Annotated in this window: 16 protein-coding genes; 6 read left to right on the forward strand and 10 right to left on the reverse strand. The window is 68.0% G+C overall.

The genetic code is table 11. The annotated features are described in order from the left end of the window. Window positions 1-199 precede the first annotated feature (199 nt). Window positions 200-1258, reverse strand: coding sequence for an anthranilate phosphoribosyltransferase (trpD, locus tag SPF06_RS11270; RefSeq protein ID WP_428985751.1), 1059 nt, complete (start codon window positions 1256-1258; stop codon window positions 200-202). A 145-nt stretch (window positions 1259-1403) separates the two neighbouring features. On the opposite strand from trpD, the gene ctaE reads away from it, so the two are divergent. The 4 genes from ctaE (at window position 1404) to qcrB (ending at window position 5722) form a co-directional block, all read left to right on the forward strand. Continuing rightward, window positions 1404-2042: an aa3-type cytochrome oxidase subunit III gene (gene ctaE / locus SPF06_RS11275; protein WP_323279159.1), complete on the forward strand. Its 639-nt coding sequence runs from the start codon at window positions 1404-1406 to the stop codon at window positions 2040-2042. A 78-nt stretch (window positions 2043-2120) separates the two neighbouring features. Next, the gene (gene qcrC, locus SPF06_RS11280; protein ID WP_323279160.1) at window positions 2121-2906 is read left to right on the forward strand and encodes a cytochrome bc1 complex diheme cytochrome c subunit; all 786 of its coding nucleotides are present in this window, start codon (window positions 2121-2123) and stop codon (window positions 2904-2906) included. 96 nt (window positions 2907-3002) lie between these two features. Then, on the forward strand, window positions 3003-4058 hold the full coding sequence (gene qcrA, locus SPF06_RS11285; RefSeq protein ID WP_323279162.1) for a cytochrome bc1 complex Rieske iron-sulfur subunit: 1056 nt from the start codon (window positions 3003-3005) through the stop codon (window positions 4056-4058). Beyond that, window positions 4055-5722 (forward strand): cytochrome bc1 complex cytochrome b subunit, encoded by a 1668-nt coding sequence (gene qcrB, locus SPF06_RS11290; RefSeq protein ID WP_323279163.1) that lies wholly within the window; start codon window positions 4055-4057, stop codon window positions 5720-5722. Before qcrA ends, qcrB begins: the two co-directional genes overlap by 4 nt. A 136-nt stretch (window positions 5723-5858) precedes the next feature. On the opposite strand, the gene SPF06_RS11295 is transcribed toward qcrB, so the two are convergent. From SPF06_RS11295 to SPF06_RS11320, 6 genes are all read right to left on the reverse strand, one after another. After that, entirely contained in the window at window positions 5859-6593 is a 735-nt protein-coding gene (locus SPF06_RS11295) for a GntR family transcriptional regulator (protein ID WP_323279320.1), read from the reverse strand. A 199-nt stretch (window positions 6594-6792) separates the two neighbouring features. Then, entirely contained in the window at window positions 6793-7194 is a 402-nt protein-coding gene (locus SPF06_RS11300; RefSeq protein ID WP_323279164.1) for a cytochrome c oxidase subunit 4, read from the reverse strand. After that, a complete protein-coding gene (gene ctaD / locus SPF06_RS11305; RefSeq protein ID WP_323279165.1) occupies window positions 7194-8912 on the reverse strand; it encodes an aa3-type cytochrome oxidase subunit I in 1719 nt (572 codons plus the stop codon). Before ctaD ends, SPF06_RS11300 begins: the two co-directional genes overlap by 1 nt. Window positions 8913-8921: 9 nt before the next feature. Then, the gene (ctaC, locus tag SPF06_RS11310) at window positions 8922-9779 is read right to left on the reverse strand and encodes an aa3-type cytochrome oxidase subunit II (RefSeq protein ID WP_323279166.1); all 858 of its coding nucleotides are present in this window, start codon (window positions 9777-9779) and stop codon (window positions 8922-8924) included. Window positions 9780-9989: 210 nt separating this feature from the next. After that, window positions 9990-10355 carry a HesB/IscA family protein gene (locus SPF06_RS11315; RefSeq protein WP_323279167.1) on the reverse strand — a complete coding sequence of 122 codons (366 nt, stop codon included), beginning with the start codon at window positions 10353-10355 and terminating at the stop codon, window positions 9990-9992. Window positions 10356-10480: 125 nt separating this feature from the next. After that, entirely contained in the window at window positions 10481-11884 is a 1404-nt protein-coding gene (locus SPF06_RS11320; protein WP_323279168.1) for a dipeptidase, read from the reverse strand. A gap of 93 nt (window positions 11885-11977) precedes the next feature. On the opposite strand from SPF06_RS11320, the gene SPF06_RS11325 reads away from it, so the two are divergent. Further along, window positions 11978-12565, forward strand: a complete 588-nt coding sequence (locus SPF06_RS11325; protein WP_323279169.1) for a DUF3043 domain-containing protein — start codon at window positions 11978-11980, stop codon at window positions 12563-12565. On the opposite strand, the gene SPF06_RS11330 is transcribed toward SPF06_RS11325, so the two are convergent. Continuing rightward, window positions 12540-13631, reverse strand: coding sequence for a quinone-dependent dihydroorotate dehydrogenase (locus SPF06_RS11330; RefSeq protein ID WP_323279170.1), 1092 nt, complete (start codon window positions 13629-13631; stop codon window positions 12540-12542). The genes SPF06_RS11325 and SPF06_RS11330 overlap by 26 nt on opposite strands. A gap of 85 nt (window positions 13632-13716) precedes the next feature. Here SPF06_RS11330 and SPF06_RS11335 point away from each other — a divergent pair, with 85 nt between their 5' ends. Then, entirely contained in the window at window positions 13717-14682 is a 966-nt protein-coding gene (locus SPF06_RS11335; protein WP_323279171.1) for an alpha/beta hydrolase, read from the forward strand. On the opposite strand, the gene SPF06_RS11340 is transcribed toward SPF06_RS11335, so the two are convergent. Both SPF06_RS11340 and recO read right to left on the reverse strand, forming a co-directional pair. Further along, on the reverse strand, window positions 14679-15494 hold the full coding sequence (locus SPF06_RS11340; RefSeq protein ID WP_323279172.1) for an isoprenyl transferase: 816 nt from the start codon (window positions 15492-15494) through the stop codon (window positions 14679-14681). The two genes, SPF06_RS11335 and SPF06_RS11340, sit on opposite strands and share 4 nt — an antisense overlap. Then, window positions 15491-16285: a DNA repair protein RecO gene (recO, locus tag SPF06_RS11345; RefSeq protein WP_323279173.1), complete on the reverse strand. Its 795-nt coding sequence runs from the start codon at window positions 16283-16285 to the stop codon at window positions 15491-15493. Before recO ends, SPF06_RS11340 begins: the two co-directional genes overlap by 4 nt. Window positions 16286-16367 lie beyond the last annotated feature (82 nt).

Here is a 16367-nt window from a genome sequence, read left to right on the forward strand (position 1 = left end):
GATCTCTTCGGGTCTGCCTTCTGGGGCCCTGTGTTTGGGGTCGGGGGCGGCGGGGGGGGGGGGGGGGGTGGGGGGGTGGGGGGGGGGGGGGTGGGGGGTGGGGGGGGTGGGGGGGGGGGGGGGGGGGGGGGGGGCCGGCGCCCCCCCCCCCCCCCCGCCCCTTCGCTGTTCGGCCAGCCTTCCGGCGAGCAGAGCCCGGTCAGGCCCGCGTGAAGCTGACCCACGTGTCAAGCGCGCGGGCTGCGGCGCCCGAGTCGATCGAGACCTCGGCGCGGAGCTTGGCCGCGGCGAGGCGGTCGAGGAGCGGGGTGTCCGCGGCGTGGTCGAAAGCCACGAGGCCCGCCGCAGCATTGAGGACGACGGCGTCCCGCACCGGCCCGCGCTCCCCTGCGAGGACCTTCCGCACGACCTCGGCGTTGTGCCGTGCGTCGCCTCCGCGGAGCTCGTCGAGCGTGGCGAGGGGGATGCCGAGATCTGTCGGGTCGAACACCGACTCGCTCACGCCGCCGTCTCGCACCTCCCAGACGTGCGACGTCGTGGTGACGGTGAGCTCGTCGAGCCCGTCGTCGCCGCGGAAGACGAGCCCCCGGCTCCCCCGACCCGCGAGCACGCCGGCAATCACCGGCGCGAGCCGCAGATCCGAGGATCCGACAGCGGACGCCTGCACATGGGCGGGATTCGTGAGCGGGCCGAGGACGTTGAACGCGGTCGGGATCCCGAGATCCTTGCGCGGGGCCGAGGCGTGTCGGAACGAGGGGTGGAACACCTGGGCGAAGCAGAATGTGATGCCGCACTTCTCGGCGGACGCAGCGACCTCCTCGACGTTCAGGTCGAGCCGCACGCCGAGCACTTCGAGGACGTCGGCAGCGCCCGACGACGACGACGCACCTCGGTTGCCGTGCTTGACGACCTTGGCGCCCGCGCCGGCGAGGACGAGTGCCGCCGTCGTCGAAATGTTGACGGTGTTCTGCATGTCGCCACCGGTGCCGACGATGTCGAGCTTCTCGCCGCTCACGCTGATGGGCGTAGCGCGCTTCACCATGGTGTCCACGAGACCCGTGAGCTCGTCGACGGTCTCGCCCTTGGCCCTGAGGCCGACCAGGAACCCGGCGATCTGGGCGTCGGTTGCGTCGCCCGCCATGATCATGTCCATGGCCCACGCCGTCTGCTCCTGCGTGAGGTCCTCGCGCCTGACGAGGGCTCCGAGGAGCGAGCGCCAGCTGTGGGCAGGGCTGATTCCGGGTTCCAGTGTGGTCACCCCCTGATGCTATCGGAGGCGCGCGGCCGGGCGAACGGATGACGGACGAGCCTCGTTCCGCGGGATTTCGAGGGTTTGTAGAAAAAGTTCCCGGAACATGCGGTTCGCGTTGGGCGAACCCGCCGTTTGCAGACATAATGTCCTTGTGACGACAGCGACTCATGCCCCGACAACCACGGCACATCCCACGCTGAACCGCCCCAACATGGTCTCCGTCGGGACCGTGGTGTGGCTCTCGAGCGAGCTGATGTTCTTCGCCGGACTCTTCGCGATGTACTTCTCCCTGCGCGCGGCCTCGGCCGACCTCTGGGCCACGGAGACCGCGAAGCTGAACTTCCCCTTCGCCCTCGTGAACACGATCGTCCTCGTGGCGAGCTCGTTCACGTGCCAGATGGGCGTGTTCGCTGCCGAGCGCCTTCAGCCGCGACGGGGCGGCGGCGCCTTCGACTTCCTGCGCTGGGGCATGGTCGAGTGGTTCGTGCTGACCTTCCTCATGGGCGCCTTCTTCGTTGCCGGGCAGGCCACGGAGTACACGATGCTGACCGCCGAGCACGTCACGCTCGATGCGAACGCCTACGGTTCCGCCTTCTTCATGACGACCGGCTTCCACGGCCTTCACGTCATCGGCGGCCTCGTGGCCTTCCTCTTTATCATCGGGCGCGCGTTTGCGGCCAAGCGCTTCGGCCACTACGAAGCGACGGCGGCCATCGTCACCTCGTACTACTGGCACTTCGTCGACGTCGTGTGGATCGGGCTCTTCCTGGTCATCTACGTCCTCAGGTAACCACCTGCCACGGCGGCAGGCAGAAGAACTCTTGGAACGCGCCCCAGGGCTGCGGCACAGATGGATAGGAACGAATACGTGAAGGCACTCTCGCAGAAGCGGCGGCATCCGCTGGCAGTCATCGCGCTGCTGGTCATGGGCCTCCTCCTGACAGGCGTCCTCTACTCGGTGGCCAGCACGGCCAACCAGGCCAAGGCGGACAGCGGATTCTCGGCGACCGATGTGAACGAGGGCCAGAAGCTGTTCGTGGCCAACTGCGCCACCTGCCACGGCATGAACGGCCAGGGCTCGGCATCGGGTCCGTCGCTCGTGGGCGTCGGTGCCGCAGCCGTCGACTTCCAGGTCGGCACGGGCCGGATGCCGATGCAGATGCAGGGCCCGCAGGCATACCGCAAGCCGCCGCAGTTCAACACGGACCAGACGCGTCAGCTCTCGGCCTTCGTGGCGTCGCTCGGCGCGGGCCCGTCGCTCCCCGACGAGGCCATGCTCGACGGCAAGGGCGATGCGACCCACGGTGGCGAGCTGTTCCGCGTGAACTGCGCGATGTGCCACAACGCCGCCGCTGCCGGCGGCGCCCTCACGCGAGGCAAGTTCGCGCCGTCGCTCGCTGGCGTCGAGGCCAAGCACATCTACGAGGCGATGGAGACCGGGCCGCAGAACATGCCGGTCTTCAGCGACGCGAACATCTCCCCCGAGGGCAAGCGGGACATCGTCACCTTCCTCAAGACCATCGAGGCCCAGGGCTCCCCGGGCGGTGCCGATCTCGGCTCGCTCGGCCCGGTCTCCGAAGGCCTGTTCATGTGGGTCGCGGGTCTCGGCGTGATCATCGCGTTCACGATCTGGCTCACGTCACGCACCTCCTGACGATTCAGGAGAGTTACGAAGTTTCGGCCGTTCACGCGGCACTGAATTGAAGAGCGACCCCGGGTTGGCCGGGGCCAAGGAAGGATGAGGGGAAATATGGGCAACCCTAGTGACGGCGCCCCACAGCAAGGGGGCACCGTAGCTACGGCTGATCAGGCCGGGGGGCGGTTCGAGGATCCGGGTATCCCGCCGCACCGCCTGCGTCTGGCCGATACCGACCCCAAGGCCGCCAAGCGCGCTGAGCGCCAGGTCACGGCCCTGTTCGTCATCTCGGTGGTCGGCACTGTCGTGTTCCTGGTCTCCTACTTCGCGATCGACCTCGGGAATGACTCGAGCATCGACGCGATTCGGACTCAGAACATCCTGCTTGGCCTCAGCACGGCCTTCGCGATGCTCGGCATCGGGACGGGCATCGTCCACTGGGCCAAGGCGCTCATGCCGGACCACGAGGTCTCGGAGGCGCGCCACGCGGTCCGCAGCGAAGAGGACCGCGCGGCCGCGGTGAAGATCGTGGACGACATCATCGAGGAGACGGGCATCAAGCGCCGCCCGCTCATCCGCAACACGCTCATCGGTGCGCTCGCGCTGGCCCCACTGCCCGCCCTCGCCGTCTTCGGCGACCTCGGGCCCAACGCCAACGACAAGCTCCGCCACACAATGTGGGCGCCGAACGCGCAGACCGGCAAGAAGGTCCGGCTCACGCGGGACCCCGACGGCACGCCGATCAAGGCAGCCGACGTGACGATCGGCTCCGCGTTCCACGTCATCCCCGAGGGCCTCAACGACCTCAAGGAAGGCAAGCTCAGCGAGAAGGCGAAGGCCGTCGTCCTGCTCATGCGCCTCAACCCCGAGGACATGCACATCAGTGCTGGCCGCGAGAGCTGGAGCTACAACGGCATCGTCGCGTACTCCAAGATCTGCACGCACGTCGGCTGCCCCGTGGCCCTCTACGAGCAGCAGACCCATCACCTTCTGTGCCCGTGCCACCAGTCGACCTTCGACCTCACGCACGAGTGCCAGGTGATCTTCGGCCCGGCGAGCCGTCCGCTCCCCCAGCTGCCGATCGAAGTCGACTCTGACGGCTACCTCGTCGCGACGTCCGACTTCCACGAACCTGTTGGACCGAGCTACTGGGAGCGTGAGTACTCGTGAGCAACGCTGCGCCTACTTACCAGCCGCCGACCAAGGTCGGCCGCATCGCGGACTTCGTCGATCAGCGCACCGGGCTCTCGGCCGTCACGCGCGAGTTCGGCCGCAAGGTCTTCCCGGACCACTGGTCTTTCATGTTCGGCGAAGTCGCGCTGTACTCGTTCGTCATCCTCCTGCTGTCGGGAACGTTCCTCACGTTCTTCTTCGACCCGTCGATGGCGGAGACCCACTACGACGGCGCCTATGTGCCGCTGCGCGGCATGGAGATGTCGGTTGCCTACCAGTCGTCGCTCCACATCTCCTTCGAGGTGCGAGGCGGCCTGTTCATGCGTCAGCTCCACCACTGGGCCGCGCTCCTCTTCGTCGCATCGATGTCGGTGCACATGCTGCGCGTGTTCTTCACGGGTGCGTTCCGCAAGCCCCGTGAGATGAACTGGGTCATCGGTGGCGTGCTCCTCATCCTGGGCATGGCTGCCGGCTTCACCGGCTACTCGCTCCCGGATGACCTGCTCTCGGGCAACGGCCTCCGCATCATCGATGGCGTGATCAAGTCGATCCCCGTGATCGGCACGTGGATCTCGTTCTTCCTCTTCGGCGGGGAGTTCCCGGGCACGGCGATCATCGGCCGCCTGTACGTGCTCCACATCCTGCTCATCCCGGCCATGATCCTCGGCCTCGTGGCGCTGCACCTCATCTTCGTGGTGGTGCACAAGCACACCCAGTACCCCGGCCCGGGCCGCAACGACCGCAACGTCGTGGGCTACCCGCTCGGTCCGGTCTACGCGGCCAAGGCCGGCGGCTTCTTCTTCATCGTGTTCGGCGTCCTCGCGGCCATCGCGGCCATGTTCACGATCAACCCGATCTGGAACTACGGCCCGTACGACCCCTCCCCCGTGTCGGCCGGTACGCAGCCTGACTGGTACATCGGATGGGTCGACGGCGCGCTGCGCCTCATGCCGGGTGTCATCGGCGACGTCGATGGCTACCGCCAGCACTTCGAGTTTGTGCTTTTCGGCCAGACGCTCACGCTCAACGTGCTCCTCCCGGCCCTCGTGCCGGCAGGCATCGTCTTCACTGTCCTCTTCACGTACCCGTGGATCGAGCGGTGGATCACGAAGGACAACCGCGAGCACCACGTTCTCGACCGTCCGCGCAATGCGCCGACGCGCACCGCGATCGGCATGGCCGGCTTCACGTTCTACTGCGTGATGTGGGCGGCCGCGAGTTCGGACCTCATCGCAACCCACTTCCACGTGGCGCTCAACGACGTGACCTACTGGCTGCGCGCGCTGTTCTTCATCGGCCCGATCCTCGCGTTCACGATCACGAAGCGCATTGCGCTCGGGCTCCAGCGCAAAGACCGTGAGATCGCCCTGCACGGCCGCGAGACGGGTCGCATCGTCCGCCTCCCGCACGGCGAGTTCATCGAGGTGCACGCCCCGCTCAGCGAGTACAAGCGCTACCGGCTCGTCACGTTCGAGTCGCCTGAGGTACTTCCGGCCGAGCCGAACGGCAAGGGCGTCGTGGACCGCAAGGAACGTCGCCGGGCCGCTCTCTCCAAGTGGTTCTTCGAGGATCGTGTGGCACCGGTCAGCCCGGCCGAGCTCGAGGCAGCTCACGCCCACGGCCACCACGAGGCCATCGAATCGGCGCCGTCAGGTCACTGATCCGCTAGGCCGAAAGGACCCCGCAGCATACGCTGCGGGGTCCTTTTCTTGCGACGCAAGGCCTCATGGCAGTATGGCCCGCGATTCGCGGGCACGCGGTTTGGCCTGGGCTTGAGAGCCCCTCGATGGCCCTCTCCTAGCCTGTGAAGCGCTGCGTCGAATAGGAACGCGGGGCGCGTACTCCGGGGCGCTGGAGAGGCACCCAGAGCTTGTAGCGATCGGCCCGGTAGTAGGACACCGAGTAGTCGACCATGGCTTTCGCCACGTAGGCGTGGCGTTGGATCTTGAGGAGCGGCGAACCCATGTCCACCTTGAGAAGCCGAGCGATGGACGGCGACGCGGCGGTCGCCTCGATCATGTCCTCACCCCACTCCATGACGAGGCCGTATCGCTCGCTCAGCACCTGGTAGAGCGAGACGGGCGGAGGGCCGTCCGCGAAGCCCGGGACCCGGTGGGCGACGATGTAGTTCTCGTCCACGCTCATGGGCTCCTCGTCGGCGAGGAGCAGCCGGCGGAAGCGAACGACGGGGGTGCCTTCGTCGACCTGGAGCTCTCGCGCGAGGTGCGCGGAGGCACCGATCTGCTCGAAGCTGAGCACCTTCGCATCAGGGACCATCCCCCGGCGCTGCATCTCCTCGCTGTAGGACGTGAGCTTCATCTGGAGGTCGAGCTTCGGCCGGCTCACGAACGTGCCGAGGCCCACGATGCGGTCGAGGACGCCCTCGGCGACGAGGGAGTCTATGGCCTGGCGTACAGTCATCCGCGCAAGGCCGAAGCGGTGTGCGAGGTCCCGCTCGGAGGGCAGGGGCGAGCCCGGCGATAGCTTGGTCTGGATGTGCTCGCGCAAGAGCTCGCGGAGCTGCACGTACATGGCAGTCTTCGAGGATCTGTCGAGCTTTCCGACGATGCTGTCGGCGTCCACCCGGCTCCTTCCACCTTGTCCGTGCGGTTCCCTATTGAAGGCTACACGGTTCTCCACGACGGCGGCCGAGGACCGGTGTGCAGGGCACACAAAAGCGCAGGGGCCCGGCATCTTGTCGATGCCGGGCCTCTGCGCGGAGGTGAAGCTGCTAGTGCGCGTGGTCTCCGCGGCTGTACTCGAAGACCCAGCCCACGAGCGCCACGATGCCGATGCCGGCGCCGATGAAGAAGATCCACCAGCCGACGGCAATGCCGAGCACGCCCACGGCCGCGGCCGCGCCCAGGATGAGCGGCCACCAGCTCCAGGGGCTGAAGTGCCCCTGCTCGCCGGCACCCTCGTGGATCTCGGCGTCGTCACGATCCTCAGGACGCGTGCCGACGCGGCGCGCGGTCACGCCGAGGTAGGAACCGATCATGCCAGCGAGCCCGCCCACGAGGAGCATGCCCATGATGCCGACCCACTCGTGCCAGTTCGTGAGGAAGCCGTAGACGACAGCGACGGGCACGAAGAAGAAGACTCCAGTTCCGAAGAGCCAGGATTCGATTTTCACTAGTGCGTGTCCTTCCGGTCTGCCGCGATGGCCGCAGCGGTCTGGGCGTGCTGCACGGCACCGACCGAGGAGAGCTCAGGATGGTGCAGGTCGAGCGCCGGGCGCTCCGAACGGATGCGCGGGAGCGACGTGAAGTTGTGCCGCGGCGGCGGGCAGGACGTGGCCCACTCGAGCGATGCCCCGAAGCCCCAGGGATCATCGACCGTGACCCGCTTGCCGCTGCGTGCCGTGATGTAGACGTTCCAGAGGAACGGGATGAGCGAGGCGCCGAGCACGAACGAGGAGATCGTCGAGAACTGGTTCATCCACGTGAACCCATCCTGCGGCAGGTAGTCCGCGTAGCGGCGCGGCATGCCGAGCACCCCGAGCCAGTGCTGGATGAGGAACGTCCCGTGGAAGCCCAGCAGGAGGAGCCAGAAGTGGATCTTGCCGAGGCGCTCGTTGAGCATCTTGCCCGTCCACTTGGGCCACCAGAAGTAGAAGCCGGCGAACATCGCGAACACGACCGTTCCGAACACGACGTAGTGGAAGTGCGCGACGACGAAGTAGGAGTCGGAGACGTGGAAGTCGAGCGGCGGCGAGGAGAGGATGATGCCCGTCAGGCCGCCGAAGAGGAAGGTGATGAGGAAGCCGAGGCTCCATAGCATGGGCGTCTCGAACGTGATCGAGCCGCGCCACATCGTTCCGATCCAGTTGAAGAACTTCACGCCAGTCGGAACCGCGATGAGCATCGTCATGAAGGAGAAGAACGGGAGGAGCACCGCGCCCGTGACGTACATGTGGTGGGCCCACACGGTCACCGAGAGGGCCGCAATCGAAATCGTCGCGTAGACGAGGCCCTTGTAGCCGAAGATCGGCTTGCGGCTGAAGACCGGGAAGATCTCAGAGACGATGCCGAAGAACGGCAGGGCGATGATGTACACCTCAGGATGGCCGAAGAACCAGAACAGGTGCTGCCAGAGCACGGCTCCGCCATTCTCCGGGTCGAAGATGTGCGCACCGAAGCGGCGGTCGGCGCCGAGGCCGAACAGCGCGGCCGCGAGCGGCGGGAACGCCATGAGGACGAGGATCGCCGTGATGAGGGTGTTCCACGTGAAGATCGGCATGCGCCACATCGTCATGCCGGGGGCACGCATGCAGATGATCGTCGTGATGAAGTTGACGGCGCCGAGGATGGTGCCGAAGCCCGAGAGGCCCAGGCCGAACACCCACAGGTCACCTCCCACACCGGGAGTGAACGTCGTGTTCGAGAGCGGCGCGTACGCGAACCATCCGAACGAAGCGGCGCCCTGCGGCGTGATGAAGCCGGCGGTCGCGATCGTCGAGCCGAAGAGGAAGAACCAGAACGCGAGGGCGTTGAGTCGCGGGAACGCGACGTCGGGTGCACCGATCTGGAGCGGCATGATCACGTTGGCGAAGCCCGCGAAGAGCGGGGTTGCGAACATGAGGAGCATGATCGTGCCGTGCATCGTGAAGAGCTGGTTGTACTGCTCCTTCGTCTGAAGGATCTGCATTCCCGGCTCGAACAGCTCGGCGCGGATGAGCAGCGCCATGATGCCGCCAAGGCAGAAGAAGACGAACGAGGCGATGAGGTACATGTACCCGATCGTCTTGTGGTCGGTTGACGTGATCCAGTTGACGACGATCCGCCCCTTGGACCTGGGCACAGCCGGCGCGCTGATCGCCCCGGCCGAAGGCGACTGAGTGTAGGTAGCCACGTTGTTCCCTTACTTCTGGTTCAGATCCGGGTTGCGGTCGTAGGTCGTATCGAGCAGACCCTTGGGCAGGCCGGCGAGGTGAGCCTGGAACTCGGCCTCGGAGACGACCTTGACGCGGAACAGCATCTCGGAGTGGTACTCGCCGCAGAGCTCGGCGCACTTGCCGTCGTAGGTGCCTTCCTTCTGCGGGGTGAAGTAGATCTGGTTCGGGTGCCCGGGGATCATGTCCCGCTTCTGGAGGAACGCGGGGATCCAGAAGGAGTGGATGACATCGCGCGACGTCAGGTCGATCGTGACCGTCTTGTTGACCGGGAGGTACAGAGTCGGGAGCTTGCTGAGGTCGAGTGACGAGCCGTTGAGGTGGGCCTGGGTCCCGGCCTCGTACACGTTGTCCTTGACGATGCCGCCCTGCTTGTAGTTGAAGTCCCACGCCCACTGCTTGCCGACGACGTTGATCGTCACATCGGGATTGGCGTTGGGGGTGTCGATCGCGCGCTGGTCGCGGTCCGTGAAGTAGAAGAAGACGACGACGAGGAAAAGCGGGATCGCCGTGTAGAAGATCTCGAGCGGGAGGTTGTAGCTCGTCTGCCGGGGGAAGCCCGTGGTTCCCTTGCGACGCCGGTAGGCAACGAGGCACCAGAGGATGAGGCCCCACGTGACAGCTCCGACGACCATGGCAGCGATCCACGAATTGACCCAGAGGTCGGTGATCATGGCCGTGTTGCTCGTCGTGTCCTTCGATCCCGGCAGCCAGCCATTCTGTACTTGGGATGTACATCCAGACAGTGCTAGCGCTCCGGCTGCGGCCGCTGAGGCTACCGCGAGGATCCGAGTGCGCTGGCTGCTGGTTCGGTTCTGCGACCTCACAGACGGCCCTTCCTCTTTGACGCTTCGGCCGGGCGTCGCTCCCCTGCGGAAAGACCCGCAGAACGGCCCGGACGGCATAGTTTTACTACTCGGTGTAGAGCTTACAGCCATCCCGAAGGAATCGCCCACATGTCGCACATGCACGTCGGCCGTGCCTCGAACACCCGGAATCCGGGGCCGAGGCACGGCCGACGAGGGCGCGCGAACCCGTCAGTGGAACGAGTCGCCGCACGCGCACGAACCCTGCGCGTTCGGGTTGTCGATCGTGAAGCCCTGCTTCGAGATGGTGTCTTCGAAATCGATGGTCGCACCGGCCAGATAGGGCACGCTCATCTTGTCCACGACGACTTCGACGCCGTCGAAGTCGCGAACGGCGTCGCCGTCGAGGAGCCGTTCGTCGAAGTACAGCTGGTAGATGAGGCCCGAGCAGCCGCCGGGCTGAACAGCGACGCGGAGGCGTAGATCAGTGCGCCCCTCCTGCTCGAGAAGGCTGCGGACCTTGCCTGCGGCGACCTCCGTGAGCGTCACCTCATGGGAGGCGATGGCCTCGATGGACTCGTTCGTTGCGGTGCTCATTCCTTACCTTCCCTCTGCGGTCCGTGCCGCTGAGCGCTGTCTGGGACGGCGTCGCGATGCGGCGTCCGAAAGTCGCATGCGCTCGTGTCCCTCGTTCCATGCTAAGGCGCGTCCGTCCGCAGGCGCTAACCCCTTGCCGCCCCGAGGGCGGCGAGGAGGAGCGCTTCCGCCACGATGCAGCGCTCGAATTCGCCGAGGTGCAGCGATTCATTCGCGCTGTGTGCTCGGCTGTCGGGATCCTCCACCCCCGTGATGAGGACCTCGGCATCCGGGAACACCTCCTTGAGATCGGCAACAAACGGGATGGACCCTCCCATTCCCATCCGCACGGGATCGGTTCCCCAGGCCTCGCGCAGCGCGGTGAGCGCGAGCTTCGATGCCGGCGAATCCGGGTCCGCGCGGTAGGCGCTCCCCCGCTCCCCCGGCGTGAATGCGACGTGTGCGCCGAAAGGCACGTTGGCCTCGAGATGACGGCGGAGCGCGTCCATGGCCGCGTCGGGATCCTGCCCGGGGGCGAGGCGCAGGCTGATCTTCGCCCGGGCCGAGGCCTGGATCGTATTGGAGGCCACTGCCACCGGCGGGACGTCGATGCCGACGACTGACAGGGCGGGACGGGTCCACAGTCGCGCGGCGATGCTCCCGCTCCCAGCGAGCCGTACGCCGTCGAGCACTCCCGCATCGGCGCGGTATTGGGGTTCTGGATAGTCGACATCGGGGTCGTCGGCGACGACGAGCCCCGGAATCGCGACATTTCCTTCGTCGTCGTGGAGGGTCGCGATGAGCCGCGCCAGGATCGTCGGTGCGTCGAGGACGGGCCCGCCGAAGACGCCTGAATGCACGGAGTGCGAGAGGACGCTCACCGAGACTGTCGCGTCGATGAGACCCCGCAGGCTCGTTGTGAGGGCCGGCACGCCGATGGCCCAGTTCGCCGAGTCCGCGACGACGATGACGTCCGCGGCCAGCCGATCGCGGTACGTCTCGAGGAAGGTGCGGAAGCTCGGCGAACCATGCTCCTCCTCGCCCTCGACGAAGACGGTCACACCGACCCCGGCGGCGTCGCCGAGCGTCGCGGCCATTGCGCGCCATGCGGCGAGATGAACCATGACGCCGGCCTTGTCGTCCGCGGTCCCGCGCCCGTAGAGCCGGCCTCCGCGTTCCTGAGGCGCAAACGGCTCGGAGTCCCATAGCTCCGCATCCCCCGGCGGCTGCACGTCATGATGCGCGTAGAGGAGAACGGTGGGGCAGCCCGGCTGAGCGGCCCGGCGGGCGACGACGGCGGGCCCCCCGGGCTGGCCGTCGGGGCGCGGTGCGCGGAGGATCTCGACCCCCTCGAAGCCCGCCGCCGTGGCCAGCTCCGCGACAGCCTCGGCGCTGCGTTCGAGTTCGGACGCGTCGAAGGCCTCCCACGCGATCCCAGGAATCGAGGCGAGGGAGACCAGTTCGGCAACGGTCGTCTCGAAGCGCTCATGGACGGCCGCGCGCAGCTCGTGGGACACACCGGGCGCAAGGGGCGCGAGTTCTGAAATCATGGCTTCACAGTACAATCCGCTGCCAAGGCCATCAATGGCGCGCGAGGCGTCTCTTCGGGGCACGTCGCCTGTTCAGTTGGCTATTCTTGAGTGGTGTTTGGACGAAAGAATGGGTCTGCGGCCGAGAGCGCCGGGCAGCCCGAGGAACAGCCGGCCGCCCCCCTCGCCGGCAAGGGCGCGCCCACCCCGCGGCGCAAGGACCAGGAGGCGGCCCGCCGTCGTCCGATTGTCCCCACGGACCGCAAGGCCTCCAAAGCCGTTGAGCGGCAGGCAGCGGCCGAGGAGCGCGCGCGGACCCGCCGCGCTCTCGAGACCGGCGACGAGCGCTATCTCCCCTACAAGGACCGCGGCGAGCAGAAGCGCTTTACGCGTGACGTCGTGGACGCGCGCTTCAACGTCGGCGAGTACCTCATGTTCGCGGCACTCGCCTTTGTGGTCATCTCGTTCGTGGTCCCCCAGGCGAGCGAAGCCCAGTTCTATATCCTCATCGCGTTCTGGGTGGTTTTCGCGCTCGTCATCTTCGACACGTTCTGGCTTTCGCGCCAGATCAAGAAGCGGCTCACCGCGAAGTTCCGCGAGGTCGAGCGCGGAACGGTCTGGTACGGCGCGATGCGCGCCCTCCAGTTCCGCCCGCTGCGGCTGCCCAAGCCTCAGGTCACGCGCGGCCAGTACCCGTCGTGACCGGAGCGGCCTTGGTGAGACCCCGATTCACCGAGGCTGCCCAGAACGGCCCCTCGTAGAGAAACGCCGTGTACCCCTGGACAAGGCTCGCCCCAGCGGCGAGCCTTTCCCGTACATCGGCTGCTGTCTCGACGCCACCGACCGAGACGAGGGCCAGCCGGTCCCCGGCCATCGAGGCGAGCCGGCGCAGCACCTCGAGCGACCGGGCCTTGAGCGGCGCCCCCGAGAGGCCGCCCGCGCCGCAGGCCTCGACGGCGGCCGAATCGCTCTCGAGGCCTTCGCGCCCGATCGTCGTGTTCGTGGCGATGATGCCCTCGAGGCCGAGGTCCACAGCGAGGCGGGCCACGTCGTCGATGTCGGAATCGGCGAGATCCGGCGCGATCTTGACGAGCAGCGGGACGCGCCGCCCGGCCGCGGACGTCGATTCCTCCCGCACCGCCTCAAGCAGCGGACGCAGCGTTTCGACGCTCTGGAGCAGCCGGAGCCCCGGCGTGTTGGGCGAGCTCACGTTGACCACAAGGTAGTCGGCGAATGGGGCGAGCGCGCGGGCGCTCGCTCGGTAGTCGTCCGCGGCGTCCTCGAGCTCTACGACCTTCGTCTTGCCGATGTTGATGCCGATGATCGGCCGGTGGGTGCCGTAGCGCTCCTCAAGGGACGCGCGCGCCGCCGCGATGCGCGGGGCGACGGCCTCTGCGCCGTCGTTGTTGAAGCCCATCCGGTTGACCACCGCACGGTCCTTGATGAGGCGGAAGAGCCGCGGCCGGGGATTCCCCGGCTGGGCCTGGCCCGTGACGGTGCCCACCTCGATGTGCCCGAACCCCAGCTCCGCGAGGGCCTCGATGCACCTCCCCTCCTTGTCGAAGCCGGCCGCGAGCCCGAACGGCGACGGGAACTCGACCCCGAAGACTGAGGTCCGCAGCTCCGGACCGGGTGCCGACAACGCCCCGAGCACGCGGCCGAGGCCGACGCCGTGGACGGCTCGGATCGCGCCGTAGCCGATCCGATGGGCGCGTTCGGCGTCCATCCACGAGAACGCGGCACGGAAGAAGAGGGGATAGAAGCGCATGGATCCAGTTTCTCGCAGGAGAATGGTGGGCCACAAAACGGGCCGTGCGCCGGCCCTATCCTGAGAGGGAAGGAGGGGAACCTGAATGGACCATTGGGGCCCCGATTTTCTCGGCGCCGGCTTCGAACAGCGCGCCCTCGGCGACCGGACTACGGCGTGGGGAACCCTCGTGCGCCACGACGCCCGGCCGCCGGCGGCTGGGTCGCGGGTCCCTGCCCTCGTGTACGTGCATGGGTGGAGCGACTACTACTTCAATACCGAACTCGCGCGCTTTGCCTCCGATCGGGGCTGGCGTTTCTACGCCCTCGACCTTCCCGAGCATGGGCGCAGCCTGCGTCCCGGCGGGCGGCCGGGCTTCGTGCCGTCCGCGGATCACTACCTCGCGAGCATCGGCGCGGCGATCGACGCGGTCCGCGAAGAGGGCGAAGGCTCCGTGATCCTCATGGGCCACTCGACCGGCGGGCTCGCCGTCGCCCTCGAAGCCCAGCGCCGCCCTGAGCGCCTCGCAGGCGTCGTGCTGAGCAGCCCGTGGCTCGCCCCATATGGAGGCCGAACGGCCGGAGCCATGCTCGAATGGGCGCTCGGCCCGCACGCGGGGACGCAGCCCGAACGCATCATCCCCCTGCCGCCGCGCGGCCATTACTGGCGCGCGATCGCCCGCCAGGCAGGCGGGGAATGGGACCTGCGGGAGGATCTGCGGCCGCGTGCGGCGTTTCCTGTGAGGGTCGGCTGGCTGCACGGCGTCTTGGCGGCCCAGCGCGAGCTCGCCGCTGGGCCGCGCATTGCCCTGCCCGCGCTCCTGCTGGCATCCACCCGCAGCGACACAGGCCTCATGTGGCGCGAGCACATGCGTTCGCGGGACGCGGTCCTCGCCATCGCGCCGATGCGCCGCGCTGCCGCGGCCGTGTGCGCATCCCTCGACGAGGTGCTCGTCGACGGCGGCCTCCATGACGTCCTGCTCTCCGCACCGGCCGTGCGGCGGGAGGCCTACACGCGACTCGGCGGCTGGCTCGACGTCGTCGCGGGGCGGACAGACGCCGTCGGCCCCTAGCCTCGGGGCTTGACCGCCGCCGCGCGGTCGACGGCACCGCCGTAGCGGCGGTCGCGCCGCGCGTAGATCTCGACGGCTTCCCACAGCGTGCGGCGGTCGACATCCGGCCAGAGCGTGTCCATGAACACCATCTCGGCATACGCGGACTGCCACAGCATGAAGTTGCTCAGCCGCTGCTCGCCCGAGCTGCGGAGGAAGAGATCAACGTCGGGGAGGTCCGGTTCATCGAGATAGCGCTGGACGGTCTTCTCGTTCACGGCTCGCGGGCTGAGGACCCCCGCCGCGACGTCCCGCGCGATCGCGGCGGCGGCATCGGCGATCTCCGCACGGCCGCCGTAGTTCACGCACATCGTGAGGTGGCACGTCGAATTGCCCTTCGTGAGCTCCTCGGCCACCTCGAGCTCGCGGATCACCGAACCCCACAGCTTCGGACGGCGGCCCGACCACCTGATGCGCACCCCCCACGAATCCAGCGTGTCCCGCTGCCGCCGCAGCACGTCTCGGTTGAAGCCCATGAGGAAGCGGACTTCCTCGGGCGAACGGCGCCAGTTCTCCGTCGAGAACGCGTAGACCGAGACGTATTCGATGCCGAGCTCGATGGCTCCCGCGACGACGTCGAGCAGGGCGGGCTCGCCAGCCTTGTGGCCTTCGATGCGCGGAAGCCCGCGCTGATTCGCCCACCGGCCGTTCCCGTCCATGACGATCGCGACGTGCCGCGGCACGAACTGGGCGGGGATGTGGGGCGCCGTGGCGCCCGACGGATGCGGGTACGGGGCGAGGATGGGGTGGCCTCCGGTTCGGGTCGGCGTCACGTCAGGCTGCTCTCCTGTCGCGTGGGAAGGGAAGTGGGGTCGTCCCGCTCGACGAGCCGGAGCGAACGGACCGCGCGCTCGAGGTGCCACTGGACGTAGGCGGCGACGAGGCCCGAGGCCTCTCGGCGATGGATCGGCTCGGAGGTATCGGCCACGCTCCAATCCCCCGAGAGGAGCGCCGCGAGAAGGTGCACGGTCTCGGGGGCGGGTGCCGGCGAGCCCGGGGGCCTGCAGCCGTGGCAGACGATGCCGCCGAGCGCCGCGGAGAACGCTGCGTGGGGGCCAGGTTCGCCGCACCGCGCGCAGTCCGTGAAGCTCGGGGCCCAGCCCGCCGTCGAGAGCGCGCGCAGGAGGTAGGAGTCGAGGATGAGCTCGGGCGCGTGCGCGCCGCGGCTCAGGGCGGCGAGCGCCCCGACAAGGAGCTGGTAGTGCGGGAGAGAGGCTTCGCCGTCGTTCGCCGTGAGGCGCTCGGCCGTTTCGGCCATCGCGGCCGCCGCCGTGTAGCGCGCATAGTCGGCCGCGATCTCGCTTCCGTACGTCCCCCGCGCAACCGCCTGCCCGACGACCTCGAGGGAACGCCCGCGGACGAGCTGGAGGTCCGCGACCATGAACGGCTCGAGCCGCGCGCCGAAGCGGCTCCCCGTGCGCCGCACGCCCCGGGCGACGGCGCGCACCTGCCCGTGGTGCTTGGTCAGGAGCACGATGATGCGGTCCGCCTCGCCGAGCCGGTGGGTGCGCAGGACGACGCCGTCGTCACGGTAGCTCCGTGCAGCGAACGTCGATTCGGCCATACGAGATATTCTCCCACCCGCCCGCCCGCATCCGGCGGTCCGCACGGGCCGCGCCGCGCCCCGCCGAAGGGACGGGGCGCGG

The sequence above is a fragment of the Sinomonas terricola genome (assembly GCF_034931225.1).
Lineage (GTDB): Bacteria > Actinomycetota > Actinomycetes > Actinomycetales > Micrococcaceae > Sinomonas > Sinomonas terricola.